At 43.8% G+C, this 13674-nt stretch carries 8 protein-coding genes; all 8 read left to right on the top strand.

What is annotated here, in order from left to right:
- The first annotated feature begins 20 nt into the window (after positions 1-20).
- The 8 genes from ACPEIW_RS05755 to ACPEIW_RS05720 all read left to right on the top strand — a co-directional run bounded on the left by ACPEIW_RS05755 (position 21) and on the right by ACPEIW_RS05720 (position 13590).
- Positions 21-968, top strand: coding sequence for an ABC transporter permease (locus ACPEIW_RS05755; RefSeq protein ID WP_425663584.1), 948 nt, complete (start codon positions 21-23; stop codon positions 966-968).
- A gap of 20 nt (positions 969-988) precedes the next feature.
- Positions 989-2884, top strand: a complete 1896-nt coding sequence (locus ACPEIW_RS05750) for an ABC transporter ATP-binding protein (protein ID WP_016795340.1) — start codon at positions 989-991, stop codon at positions 2882-2884.
- 325 nt (positions 2885-3209) lie between these two features.
- Positions 3210-4958 carry an ABC transporter family substrate-binding protein gene (locus ACPEIW_RS05745; protein ID WP_425663582.1) on the top strand — a complete coding sequence of 583 codons (1749 nt, stop codon included), beginning with the start codon at positions 3210-3212 and terminating at the stop codon, positions 4956-4958.
- 253 nt (positions 4959-5211) lie between these two features.
- Entirely contained in the window at positions 5212-7038 is a 1827-nt protein-coding gene (locus ACPEIW_RS05740; RefSeq protein WP_425663580.1) for an ABC transporter ATP-binding protein, read from the top strand.
- A 1-nt stretch (position 7039) separates the two neighbouring features.
- The gene (locus ACPEIW_RS05735; RefSeq protein ID WP_425663577.1) at positions 7040-8836 is read left to right on the top strand and encodes an ABC transporter ATP-binding protein; all 1797 of its coding nucleotides are present in this window, start codon (positions 7040-7042) and stop codon (positions 8834-8836) included.
- Between the two features lie 53 nt (positions 8837-8889).
- The gene (locus ACPEIW_RS05730; protein ID WP_425663575.1) at positions 8890-9870 is read left to right on the top strand and encodes a TatD family hydrolase; all 981 of its coding nucleotides are present in this window, start codon (positions 8890-8892) and stop codon (positions 9868-9870) included.
- A gap of 200 nt (positions 9871-10070) precedes the next feature.
- A complete protein-coding gene (locus tag ACPEIW_RS05725; RefSeq protein WP_101896675.1) occupies positions 10071-12599 on the top strand; it encodes a KUP/HAK/KT family potassium transporter in 2529 nt (842 codons plus the stop codon).
- 139 nt (positions 12600-12738) lie between these two features.
- Positions 12739-13590 carry an HD domain-containing protein gene (locus ACPEIW_RS05720; protein WP_425663573.1) on the top strand — a complete coding sequence of 284 codons (852 nt, stop codon included), beginning with the start codon at positions 12739-12741 and terminating at the stop codon, positions 13588-13590.
- Positions 13591-13674: the final 84 nt, after the last annotated feature.

Raw genomic sequence — 13674 nt, 5'->3', positions numbered from 1 at the left:
AATAGTGTAGGTGTATTGATATGAGTAAAAAAGATGTATCTTCAAAGGCTCAAGAGTCTGCTGCTGATAAGAAGGCAACTGCTAATTCTTGGGGTAATTTTAAGCGCACAGGCAAAATAACGCTTTATACGCGCCGCTTCTTTAGGCGTCCATCCGCTGTTGTTGGCTTAGTTTTACTTGTTCTCTTGATTCTTCTTGCTTTGTTTGGATCTAAGATTAGCAAGTGGGGCTACGACGAGCCTGATTTTACAGCTCTTGCAACTCCTCCTAGTGCTGAACATTGGCTTGGCACAACGCCTGGCGGATCAGACATGTACGCAATGGTCGTTCGCGGACTTGGTCGCTCGCTTTCTATTGGTATTGTAAGCTCCATTTCTATTACGATTATTGCCGCTTTGGTTGGTACTGCTATTTCTTACTTTGAAGGTTGGTTTGAGCAGGTTGGCATGTGGCTTCTAGACATGCTTTTGATTGTTCCATCCTTCTTGCTTATTGCTTTGATTGTTAGCTCTGCTACTGGCGGCAACGATTGGTTGTGGCTTGCGTTTGGCATGACTTCCTTTGGTTGGATTGGTTATGCTCGTACGCTTAGAACTTTGACTTTGAGCTTGCGCGAACGCGAATATGTGCGTGTTGCTAAGTTTGAAGGCGTTTCTTCGTTCCGCATTATTGTTCGCCACCTTGTTCCAAATCTTGGTTCCGTTTTGATTATTAACACGGTTCTTGGCGTTATCGGCGCAATCAACGGCGAAACAGCATTGAGCTTCTTGGGTCTTGGTATTAAGGCTCCAGATACTTCTTTGGGTACTCTTCTTAACGTTGGTCAAAGTAGCGTTATGACATCTCCTTGGGTTCTTTTGGTTCCTTCTGCGGTTTTGGTTGTTTTGACTTTCTCCGTTCAGCTTATTGGAGATGGCTTGCGCGATGCGATTGATCCATATTCTAGGTCTGTTGGTAAGGCCGAGTAAGGCTTGTTGGAGGTGTAAACATGACTGATATGGGTAATAACGCAAATAAGGAAGACTTTGCAATGGAAAATCAGAACAACGAACCACTTCTTTCTGTACGCAACTTGCAAATTAGCTTTGCTTCGGAAGCTGGTACAGTCCACGCTGTTCGCAATATGAACTTTGATTTGTATCGCGGCAAAACAATTGGTATTGTTGGCGAATCTGGATCTGGTAAGTCTGTTACTTCTTTGGCTGTTATGGGCTTGCTAGATAAGAATGCTTCTGTTAAGGGTTCTGTTGTTTATAAGGGCGAAGAGCTTTTAACAAAGTCTGATGCGGAGATGAGTAAGATTCGCGGTAAGAACATTGCAATGGTGTTCCAGGATCCTCTTTCTGCTTTAACTCCAGTGTTCTCTATTGGAGATCAGCTTAAGGAAGCTTTGGTTATTCATAATCCAAATATGACCGAAGATCAGATTCGCGATCGCTCTATTGAGCTTCTTAACTTGGTAGGTATTACTAAGCCAGCTGAGCGCTTAAAGGCGTTCCCTCATGAGTTTTCTGGCGGCATGCGTCAGCGCGTTATGATTGCAATGGCAATTGCTAACAACCCAGATATTATTATTGCTGATGAGCCTACTACCGCTTTGGATGTTACGATTCAGGCTCAGGTTTTGGATGTTTTGAAGAAGGCTCAGAAAGAAACTGGCGCCGCAATGATCTTCATTACTCACGATTTGGGCGTTATTGCTGGCGTTGCAGACGAAGTTATTGTTATGTATGCGGGTCATTTGGTTGAGCATAATAGCGTTGAGGAGATTTTTGCTCATCCAACTCAGCCATACACAATCGGCTTGCTTGGCGCTGTTCCGCGCGTTGATCAAAAGCGCACTCGCCGCTTAACTCCAATCTCTAAGCCAACAATGGATATGTTGATTGCAGAAGAAAAGAGTGGCGATACCAGCGATATGATGGGCCTTGAGGCAGAAAGCGAAACTGTTCGTGCGATGCTTCATGCAGAAACCGAAAAAACGATTAAGCCAATGTTTGAAGGCATTCCTCGCGAGGATCGCAAGGTTGTTTTGGATGTTAAGGGCTTAGTTAAAACATTCCCAATTACAGGTGGCGGTTTCTTGCGACGCAAGGTTGGCGAAGTTCGCGCTGTTGATGGCATTGACCTTGAGATTCGCGAAGGCGAAACGGTGGCTCTTGTTGGAGAATCTGGATCGGGTAAGTCAACTACTTTGATGGAAATCATGAGCTTAAAGAAGCCAGAAGCTGGCTCTATTACCGTCTTCGGTACTGAACTTAACGATAAATTGACTAAAGAGCAGCGTCGCGAGCTTCGTTCTAAGATTCAATACGTGTTCCAGGACCCTATGAGCTCTCTTGATCCTCGTATGCTTGTTTACGATATTTTGGCAGAGCCTCTTCATGTTCAAAAGAAGTCGAAGGAAGAGATTCGTCAGCGTATTGCGGAGCTTATGCAGCTTGTTGAGCTGAATCCAGATCAGGTTGATCGCTTCCCAACGCAGTTCTCTGGTGGTCAGCGTCAGCGTATTGCTATTGCTCGCGCTTTGGCTGTAAACCCTAAGCTTCTTCTTCTTGATGAGCCTGTTTCGGCTTTGGATGTTTCTATTCAGGCTGGAATTATCAACTTGCTTGAAGATTTGCAAGATAAGCTGGGCGTTGCCTACTTGTTTGTGGCTCACAACATGGCGGTTGTTCGTCATATTTCTAGCAGAATTGCTGTTATGTATCACGGACGCATTGTTGAATCTGGCGAGACGGACGAGGTATTCGATAATCCTAAGCACCCGTACACTAAGGCTTTGATTAGCGCTGTGCCAATTCCAGATCCTGTTATTGAGAAGAATCGCAAGCGTATTATTCTTAACGAAGAAGATTCGTTTGATGACGTTGCAAGCGTCTGATTCTAATCTTTTGTGAATGCGCCTAAACTTTTGTTTATGGCAATTTCAATCGCGTGTGTTATGCAAGACACACGCGATTTTTTGTTACAGGCATATAAATTCTAAAAAAAGTAATATATTTTGTTTTTTAATTAAAATAAACTAAAAAATTTTCTGTTTGGCGGTTTTCTGCATTTAATTTTCTTTTTTCTGGATTAAATCTTAAGTAACAAAAGCTTAAATTCAGCATTTGTTAAAAAAGTCGTAACACAAAATGTCAAAAGATTAGATATACTCTACACACATACCAGAAAGTGGACATCATTTCTGGGGAATGAGAGGAATCATGAAAAATACTAATGCAGGCAAATTGACTGTATTCGCCGCAGCTGCACTTTCTGTTGCAATGCTGCTCGGCGCTTGTGGTGGTACAACCGCCACTACGGCAGATAAAGCTAAGGGCGGCATGACCGAAGAGCCATCCGCAGGTGTAGATACTTCCTACACTGGCGCTCTTCCAATGCCTAAGGTTGATAAGCGTTACGACAATCCACAGCCTCGTGACAATGTTAAGGATGGCGGTACTTACACGTTCTCGCTTTCCGACATGGGTCCAAACTGGAACTACGCTTCTAACGACGGTAACACTGCTTACATGGCTACTTTGTGGGGCTTCTACCAACCATCGTTTACTTATTACGACACTGTTAAGGGCGAGAAGGTTAAGTACAACCCTGATTACATTACTTCTGTTAAGAAGGTTAGCGACAAGCCACTCGTAGTTCAGTACGATTTGAACCCAAAGGCTAAGTGGAACGATGGCACAGACATTGATTACACTGCTTTCAAGGCCACTTGGGAAGTTATGAATGGCAAGAACGAAGCATACTCCGTTCCAACTCACGAGGGCTACGACTGCATTGAGTCCGTTGAGCAGGGCGCAAATCCTAAGCAAGTAATCGTTAAGTACAATAAGCCATGCGCAACTTGGGAATTGCTTTTCGCTCCATTGGTTCATCCAAAGGCAACCGATCCAACCGTATTCAACCAGGGTTGGGTAGGTAATCCTCACAACGAGTGGGGCGCAGGTCCATTCGAGATTCAGTCCGCAACCGAAGATCAGGTTGTTTTCGTGCGCAATCCAAAGTGGTGGGGCAAGAAGGCAAAGCTTGACAAGGTTGTTGTAAAGCGTATGGAAGATACCGCTGCAATGAACGCCTTCCAGAACGGCGAAATCGATTCCGTGGATTCCATCTCCACCAAGGATAAGGTTAAGGCTGCTCGTAGCGTTAAGGGCGCTCAGCTCCGTTACGGCTACAGCACCAAGATTCGTGTTATTAACTTAAACGCAAAGGCTGGCGCATTCAAAGACAAGGCCGTGCGTAAGGCCGTTGTCCAGGCATTCGACGTTGCCACCTACAACAAGATTCAGTTCCAGGGTATGAACTGGAAGAGCGAGCAGCCAGGTTCGGAGCTTCTCTCCATGTTCCAGGCTGGCTACAAGAACAACCTCCCAGCTGATGGTAAGTTCAACGTAGAAAACGCTAAGAAGACTCTTGAGGCCGCTGGCTACAAGATGGGCAAAGACGGCTACTATGCTAAGAATGGCAAGACCGTTCAGTTCACATTTACCTTCTTCGGCGATGACTCCACTCAGGCAGCTCTTGCTAACGCATTCCAGGCCATGATGAAGAAGGCTGGAATGAAGTGCAAGACTGTAAACAAGCCTGCTTCTAAGTTCTCTAAGACTGTAAGCTCCTTCGACTTCCAGGTGCTTCCAATGGCTTGGGTTTCCCAATCCCCATTGAGCTTCTTGGCATCCGCTTCCCAGGTCTACGGTTCTAAGAGCGATTCCAACTTTACTGGTACTGGCAGCAAGAAGATTGATGCCCTGCTCGCCAAGGTTGGCAAGACCTACGATTACAAGGAACAGACTGCATTGAGCAACAAGGCTGAGTCCATGGCTCTTGCTGAGTATGGCACGCTCCCAGTTTCTGCTCCTCCAACCTACCAGGCATACAAGAAGGGCTTTGCTAACGGCGGTCCTGCTGGATATGCTAACGTTTTTGTTGAAAACATCGGTTGGCAGAAGTGAGTAAATTTGTAGCGATGATTCGCGCAAGTTTACTAAGCTGATTGCTTAACTTATAGCATGTGGCGTGTGGTCTTTGGCTGCACGCCACATGCTTTTGCGCGTAAAGGACGTTTTCCGCGTTTTGTACGTGATTTAGGCAAAATATTGTGCGCGTGTAATCGCGTAAAAATAATCGCGCAGAAAATAATGTAAACTTAATAAAACTTAATAAAAAAATAAATCGTAAAGTCAAAAATAAGGGAGAATCTAGCGCATGTATGTAAATCCAAATAAACGCAAAGACGCAAGCAATGTGCGCTGGGTTTTGCAATATTGTAAGCCAGATATGTGGAGAGTAGGCGTATCGCTAGTTCTTTTTACTATAAACGACACAATGGCAATGACAATGCCTCTGCTTTCGGGCTTTATTGTAGACAAAGTCATTATTGGAAAACAGCATGATTTGCTTGCTTTTGTGTGCGTGCTAATGGTTGCAATGATGATTGTTCGCGTAGGCTCAAGGTATATCTACCAGCTTCTAATGGAAAAGTTTGGGCAGAATGCCGTGTATCGCCTTGTAAGCGACGAGTACGAAAAGCTGCATTCGCTTGACTTTACGTACTTTAATCACACGCGCACAGGCGACATTATGAGCCGCATGACTTCGGATACGGACGCGATTCGCCACATTTTAAGCTGGGTGTCTTATATGGCGCTGGATTGCTTAGTAATGTTTGTGTTTGCGCTAATTATAATGTTTTCAATCCAATGGCAGCTAGCTCTAGCGCTTATGGCAATTACACCATTTTTATTCTGGCTTGCAAGACTTATGGGCAAAAACGCTAGACCAAAGTTCCTTGCGATTCGTGAATCATTTGCGCGCATGAATTCAATGGTGGAAGAAAACATTGAAGGTAATCGCGTTGTAAAAGCGTTTGTTCGCGAGCCTTTTGAAACAAAGAAATTCGACGATTGCAACGAAGACTACTTTAATCGCAATATTACGCTTGCAAAAAACACGCAAAAATACATGCCATGGCTGGATGGCATGGGCTTTGCGCTAGAGCTTGTAACAGTAGGATTTGGCGGATGGCTTGTGCTTAACGGAAGCATGACTTTAGGTGCGTTTGTAACGTTTAACAGCTTCCTTTGGATGCTCCACATGCCTGTAAGAATGGTTGGATGGCTTATTAACGATTGGCAGCGATTCAACGCAGGATGCGTAAATATTCGTAAGCTTCTTACGCAAGAATCGCATATTGATTTGCCATCTACATCTGCGGAAAATCTTAAAGTTAAGGGGCACGTAACTTTTGAACACGTTGATTTTGCGTTCCCAGACGATCTTGATTCGCCAATTTTAAGTGATATTGATTTAGATGTTCCAGCAGGCACAAAGCTTGGAATCTTAGGTGAAACGGGGTCTGGAAAGTCAACGCTTGTAAGTCTTATAGCGCGTTTTTATGACACTACGCGCGGCCGCGTTTTGATTGATGGAAAAGACGTGCGCGAATGGCCTCTAGAAACTGTTAGAAATCAAGTTAGCATAGTCGCGCAAGAAACATTTCTGTTTTCCGATACAATTGCAGGAAATATTAGCTTTGGATTGCCTCAAAACGAGGAAAATTGCAAAGAATTAGATGGCACGATTAGGCGCATGGCAAGAATCGCAGATGCAGACGATTTTATTATGAGCATGCCAGAAGGCTACGAAACTGTTGTAGGAGAACGAGGAGTTGGCCTTTCGGGCGGTCAAAAGCAGCGCTTAAGTCTTGCTCGCGCGCTAGCAAATAATCCCGCAGTCTTAATTATGGACGATACAACTTCTGCAGTAGACATGGAAACTGAGGAGCATATTCAAAAAGAGCTAAAAAAGTTAGACGGCTTGCGAACAGTAATCACAATTGCGCACAGAATCTCATCTGTTAAAGACGCAGACATGATTGTTGTGCTAGATCACGGCAAAATCGTAGAGCGCGGAACGCATGAGCAGCTTGTTGCGTCGCATGGAAGATATTGGGAAATCTACAAAAAGCAGCTTGGTATGCAAACGGGCAAAGCTTTGGGATTTGAAGATTCACACGAGGCTAAGGGGGAGTAGAATGGCGCAACGCAACACTTATAGAGAAGACGAAGGCCAAGAAGAGCACGTAAATCTGCACGAGCTGATGCGCGTTCGCAAATATATAAAGCCGTACGCATGGCAGCTAGTCAAAATAGTTTTAGTTGTTATTAGCGGAAGCTGCATTATGACAGTAACTCCAATGATTACAAAAACACTTATAGACGTAGTTTTGCCTAATAAAAACGTCTCTTATTTGTATGCGCTTATTGCATTGTTTGGCGTGCTTATTGTGTTGTATGAGCTTGGGTTGGCCTACAGAACGCTTGCAATTACGCGACTTGGTCAAATGGTAATTAAAGATATGCGTCGCGATATTTTTACGCACGTGCAATCGTTGTCGTTTGACTACTTCGATTCGCGCCCACACGGCAAGATTTTGATTCGCATAGTAAATTACATTAATACGCTTTCCGACACGCTTTCATCTGGTTTAATCAACGTATTTTCCGATGTTTTTGTGCTAATCATTACGCTAATCGCAATGTTTTCTATAGATTGGCGAATGGCGTTGTGGAGTCTTGTATTATTCCCAGTTTTTATAATCTGGACTCGCACTTTGCAAATTTTGCAACGAAAAGCGTCTAAAAAACTGTCGAATAAGCAAAGCAATCTTAACGCATATTTGCACGAATCAATCGCAGGCGTAAAAACAACTCAGACTTTTGCGCGCGAATCGGAGCAATACGCTACATTCCAAGATCAGCAGTCGGGAGTTAGAAAAGCGTGGATGCGAAACGTTAGAGTGCAAATGCTTCTTTGGCCTGGAGCTTCGATTATTGAAAGCGCAGCAATTTCGCTGCTCTACTACGTTGGCATAACAAATGCAAGCAGTATGAACATAAGCACGGGCACTCTTATAGCGTTTGTGTGGTATTCAAGCACTTTTTGGGAGCCAGTTGTAAACATTGGTAACTTCTACACGCAACTCGTAACATGCTCAGTGTATTTGGAGCGTATTTTTGAGACTCTAAGCATTAAGCCAAATATTGTAGATAAGCCAGATGCAAAAGAATTGCCGCAAGTTAAAGGCAAGGTTGACGTAAACGACGTTGTGTTCCGCTACGAAGAGGGCGGAAAGCCGATTTTGAATTTAGTTGACTTGCATGTTGAGCCTGGAACAACAGTTGCGCTTGTTGGCCCTACTGGAGCAGGTAAAACAACGCTTGTAAGTCTTCTTTCTAGATTCTACGATGTTTCCGAAGGCTCAATCACCATTGACGGCTACGATGTGCGCTCGGTAACGTTAGCATCTTTGCGAAAGCAAATGGGCGTTATGCTTCAAGATAGCTTTATATTTAGCGGAACTGTTAAAGAAAACATTCGCTACGGCAAGCTTGATGCAACGGACGAGGAGATTGAGGCTGCGGCTCGAGTTGTTCACGCGCACGAGTTTATTGAAGAATTGCCAAATGGCTACAATACAGAGATTGAGGAGCGAGGAGCTACTCTTTCTGCAGGCCAAAGGCAGCTTATATCGTTTGCTCGCGTATTACTTGCGAATCCGCGAATTTTAATCCTAGACGAAGCGACAAGCAATATAGATACTCGTACAGAAGAAGCTTTGCAAGCAGGATTAGCTCAATTGCTTAAAAATCGCACTTCTTTTGTGATTGCGCACAGGCTTTCTACAATCGAGAATGCGGATTTGATTTGCGTGATTGACCATGGGCAAATCGTAGAGCGCGGAAGCCATGAGCAACTTATGGCGCAAAAAGGTGCGTATTACAGACTTGTGGAATCGCAATACGCTGCGATTAGTGCTGCGATTCAATAAGCGCAAAAGTTGCGTTGTAAGTCGCGTTAAATATGCGACTACACTTGTAAATCATGAGTAAGCATCATCGTGAACACAATTGGGCGCCTTCTTTAACAGAGCAGTCTGAAATATGGCAGAATCTACTTAAAGAAGGCATAACAATCGCAGACGACCACACGCATATGCTAAGCGTAGTGGATTTTGCAAAAAATCTTAATCAAGAATTAGTGCAAAAAGGGCGAGATTTAATAGCTGAGCCTAATGCAAGCGATTTAGTAAATAGCGCAAAAACATCAGGCGTTTCTAAAATGATTGAAGTTGGATGCGAATACCCAGATTGGCAGCCAACAATAGACTTTGCGGCAGATCACGCGGATTGCGTGCGCGCTGCAATAGCGATTCACCCAAACGAAGCGCCTTTACATGGCCATAGGGGAGCAGAAGGGCCAGACGGCTTGCCAGTAGTTTATAAGCCGTATCACGATATTCCATTTGATGAAGCGATGCAACACTTGCGCTCGCTAGTAATGGAGCATCCAAAAGAAGTAGTGGCGATTGGAGAGACGGGATTAGACTATTTCCGCACAGGTGAACGCGCAAGAATTTACCAACGCGACTCGTTCCGTGCGCATATAGCGCTTGCAAAAGAGCTTAATTTACCGCTTCAAATTCACGATAGAGATGCGCATAGCGATGTTGTAGAAATTTTGCTAAAAGACGGAGCGCCAGAGCGAACAGTGTTTCACAGCTATTCTGGCGGAAAAGACTTAGCTCAAGTGTTAAAAGAAAACGGATGGTACGCAAGTTTTTCTGGAACGATTAGCTATAAGGGAAATGAGGATTTGCAAGAGTCTGCGCGAATCATTGGCAAAGACCACATAACTGTTGAAACGGATGCGCCGTACCTTACGCCGATGCCTTACAGAGGACGGCCTAACGCGCCTTATATGGTGCCTTACACTCTTGAGTTGTTAGCAAATGTGCTTGACTGTTCTTTGAGGGAAGTAGCAGAATCAACCTTAAAAACAACGAAAGAAATCTATGGTTTTTAGACGATTTAGTCTTATATTCTTTCTTTGATTAAGCCTTATTTTCCAAGGATTCTACGCTTATTTTGCTTTATATATCTGTTGTTGTATACAATATTTAGGTACAAATAAATAAAACTGTAAGCAGTAAGACCGTATGCGACTTCTTATTATGGCAGATTATTGCAAAGAAGAGGTCTTACTTTTTGGAGGAAAAATCAAGCATGACTAAGTCACGCGTTTCAGCGTTATCTGGCGATAACGCTAAGGATCTTCGCAACGGGGCGAAGGAGTCTGAGAAGGCTGCTAAGGGAGTAACGAACCCTAAAGAGGCGATTCTAAAAGCCGCTTCTTTTACAAAAGCGCCAAAAGTTTCTCAGAAAACCACCACTCGCGAAGAACGAGAGGCGCTGGCGTATCAGCAAGCAAAAGAGGTTAAAGAGGCCGAAAAGCTTGCGGATAGTGCTGTTAGAGGCCCGCTTGGAAGATTGTGGGCAAAGATACAAACCAGCTCCGATAAATTCACTTTGGGTATGTCAATTGTGGCATTGGGCGTTGTTTATGGAGATATTGGAACATCTCCTTTGTACACTGCTCAAACATTCTTGGCAGGTCAAGGCGGATTGCAAAACATTAGTCGCGAAGCGGTTTATGGCATGCTTTCCCTTGTGTTTTGGTCAATTACGCTAATCACAACAGTAAAATACGTATTTGTTGCAATGCGAACAGACAACAAGGGCGAAGGCGGAATTTTTGCTCTCTACTCGCTTATTAGGCGAAAAGGCGCATGGCTTGCGATTCCAGCAATGATTGGTGGTGCGGCGTTTCTTGCGGATTCTGTTCTAACTCCAGCAGTTTCAATATCTTCCGCAGTAGAAGGCTTGCGCACAATATCTGCGTTTAGGCCTATCTTCTTAGAAAACGACAATCTTTCTTTAATGATCACGGTAATTATTATTGTGATTCTGTTTTCTGTTCAACAGCGCGGAACTGAAAGAATTGGAAAAGTCTTCGGCATAGTCGTTATGATTTGGTTCGGATTCCTAGCGCTTGTTGGAATCATGAATATTGGCGAGAATCTGGCGATTTTTGAAGCTTTGAACCCAATTTACGGCCTAAAGTTCTTGTTTAGCTCGCACAATATGCAAGGAATGGCCTTAATGGGCATTATCTTCCTTTCTACAACTGGTGCGGAAGCTTTGTACTCCGATATGGGTCATGTTGGTCGTGGAAACGTTTATGTTACGTGGCCGTTTATTAAAGTTGCGCTTATTCTAAACTACTTCGGTCAAGGCAGTTGGATGCTTCAGCATCAAAACAATAAAGCATTGTGGTCTATAGAAGGCTTAAACCCGTTCTTCCAGATGCTTGGGCCAAACTTGCGCTACGTTGCTGTTGTGCTTTCTGTAACAGCGGGCATTATTGCGTCCCAGGCTTTGATTACTGGTGCTTTTACTATGGTTTCGGAAGCTACCAGCCTTAACTGGATGCCTCATCTTCAAGTGCGATACCCTGCGCGAACTCGCGGCCAGCTTTATATTCCTGTTGTTAATTTTGTGCTCTGTCTTGCAACTCTTACAGTTTTGGCTGTGTTTAAGGATTCTGAGCATATATCTGGAGCGTACGGTCTTGCGCTTACGCTTACCATGATTGCAACAACAATACTTCTTACGGTTCACATGTGGTATCAAAATAAGAAGGTTGGCGCTTTAGTATTTGCTGTAGTATTCCTGATTATTGAGATTTTGTTCTTTATAGCATCTATGGCAAAGTTTATGCATGGCGGCTGGTTTACCATGCTTCTTGGCGCTTCGATTTTGATTATTATGCTTACTTGGAAAGATGGCACTAAGATTGAGCGCTCGCAGCGATTGCACATGAAGCCTAAGGACTTTTTGCCTGTTCTAGATAAGTTGCACAGTGATTTTAGAATCCCTTATTTTGCAGATAACATTGTTTATTTGACTTCCGATAAGGAGATGAAGCGCCTAGATACTGGCATTTTCTTCTCGATTTTTGCGGATCATCCTAAGCGCGCTCGCGCGTGGTGGGCTGTTTCTGTAGAAACGGATGATGCTCCGTTTACTCGCGAATATTGCGTGGAGAATTTTGGAACGGATTATTTGTTCCGCGTTAAAATCAAGCTTGGATTTAAGGTTTCTCCTTCGATTCCTGCATATTTGCATCAAATTATGCACGATTTGTCGCACACGGGCGAGCTTCCGCAGCAGCAGTCTGTGTATCCTAAGGTAGATGCGGATCCAGATATTGGCCCAATTCGTTACGTGCTTTTGCATAAGGCTTTGATGCCTGAGTCGAATATTTCTTTGCGTGGCGCATTGTCTCTAAAAATGAAGTATGCGATTCGTCATATTGCTGGAACGCCAGTTAAGTGGTTTGGTTTAGCTCCGTACAATCCGATTGTAGAAGTTCAGCCGTTGTTTGTTTCTACTCGTAGACCTCCGCGATTAAAGCGAGAAGAGGTTGCTTCATCTAGAGCTGTTCAGTCTTTGCAAGGCAATGATGTTGCAGCGCAAGCTTCGGTTGATGCTGAGCAAACTGCGATTATGAACGCTAGAGATATTGCTGCAGTGAATGTTTCTGGAGAAGTCAAGTCTGAGAAGTCTGAGAAGTCTGGAAGCAAGTCCGAAAATAAAGAGGCTAAGGATAAAGAGACTAAGGAATCTAAAATATCTAACACTGGCAAAATCGCTAGAATAGATACTGGTCAGATTAAAGCAGTTAAAAAATAACTAAAATCCATATTATTGCTTTACTGCTTTATTGCTAATCGGCCGTTTGCGTTGGCTTGCACATGTGCTTATGTTTGCTTGTGCGCTTGCTTTCAATAACGGCCGTTTTGTGATTTAGGGTTTAAGGAGCGCGATTATTATGCTTGCAGATTTGCCTGATTTTAATAGGATTGAAAAGTTGCATCGCGCTACTGCGCCAAGTGAAGCTGCGTACAATTTGATTCATTGTCATTGTGTTGTTATTGCTACGATTTCTTGGATGCTTGCTAGACGCCAAAATCAGCTGTTGGCTTTTAAGCAGCTTAATTTGAATAATGATTTTGAGAATTTTGCGGATTTTGCGGATAAGTCGCAAGCAGATATTGAGCAAATTATGCTTCGTCAAATGTCTAAAATCAATGAAGATCTAAAAAACAGGTGTGATTTAGCAAAGTCGTGTCTTAAAAAGTTGATTGACGCAAATGCGCTAGAGCTTCCTAAAGTTAGTGGCGGAATCGCGCCGAAAGATTATGTAGACGAGTATGCGGCGTTTGCTGGCGGATTGTTGCATGATATTGGAACGTATTTTGTTTTAGCTAAAGACGGTTCAAAAGCAGCGAATGGCAATTTGGAGTTTGACGGGCCGAATTATATTTTGCACGGTTTGCGCGGCTACAACTATTTGATTGATAACGGCTTTAGTGAAGATATTGCGCAATTTGCGCGTAACCATACGGGCGTTGGACTAACTCGCGAGCAAGTTGCCCTGCAAAATTTGCCGCTTCCTGCTGGCGATTATGTTCCGCGTACGGTTGAGCAAGAAATTGTGATGGTTGCTGATAAATACAACAGTAAGTCGATTCCGCCGCGATTTTTAACTGTAGATACGTATAGGCGTAAGGCTGCGCGCTTTGGTGAAGAGAATGCAAAGCGATGGATGTTCTTGGTTAATAAGTATGGCAGAGTGAGTGTTTGCAAGCTTGCAGATTTCTTTGGGCTTAAGGTTGATTAAGCAAGGTTGATTAAGCAAGGTTGATTAGTTAGCACGATTATTTATCCTGCAACACTCCCGTGTTTTGGGTTTTTGGGGTGTTTT

Origin of the sequence: Gardnerella piotii (genome assembly GCF_049815665.1) — a bacterium.
Taxonomy (GTDB): Bacteria; Actinomycetota; Actinomycetes; order Actinomycetales; family Bifidobacteriaceae; genus Bifidobacterium; species Bifidobacterium piotii.
The sequence above is the reverse complement of the archived record's forward strand: the minus strand, read 5'-3'. Positions and strand labels throughout refer to the sequence as shown.

Excerpts from the sequence above, each read along its gene's own strand:
- ACPEIW_RS05755 (WP_425663584.1), top strand. The coding sequence starts at position 21 with ATGAGTAAAAAAGATGTATCTTCAAAGGCTCAAGAGTCTGCTGCTGAT.
- ACPEIW_RS05750 (WP_016795340.1), top strand. The coding sequence starts at position 989 with ATGACTGATATGGGTAATAACGCAAATAAGGAAGACTTTGCAATGGAA.
- ACPEIW_RS05745 (WP_425663582.1), top strand. The coding sequence starts at position 3,210 with ATGAAAAATACTAATGCAGGCAAATTGACTGTATTCGCCGCAGCTGCA.
- ACPEIW_RS05740 (WP_425663580.1), top strand. The coding sequence starts at position 5,212 with ATGTATGTAAATCCAAATAAACGCAAAGACGCAAGCAATGTGCGCTGG.
- ACPEIW_RS05735 (WP_425663577.1), top strand. The coding sequence starts at position 7,040 with ATGGCGCAACGCAACACTTATAGAGAAGACGAAGGCCAAGAAGAGCAC.
- ACPEIW_RS05730 (WP_425663575.1), top strand. The coding sequence starts at position 8,890 with ATGAGTAAGCATCATCGTGAACACAATTGGGCGCCTTCTTTAACAGAG.
- ACPEIW_RS05725 (WP_101896675.1), top strand. The coding sequence starts at position 10,071 with ATGACTAAGTCACGCGTTTCAGCGTTATCTGGCGATAACGCTAAGGAT.
- ACPEIW_RS05720 (WP_425663573.1), top strand. The coding sequence starts at position 12,739 with ATGCTTGCAGATTTGCCTGATTTTAATAGGATTGAAAAGTTGCATCGC.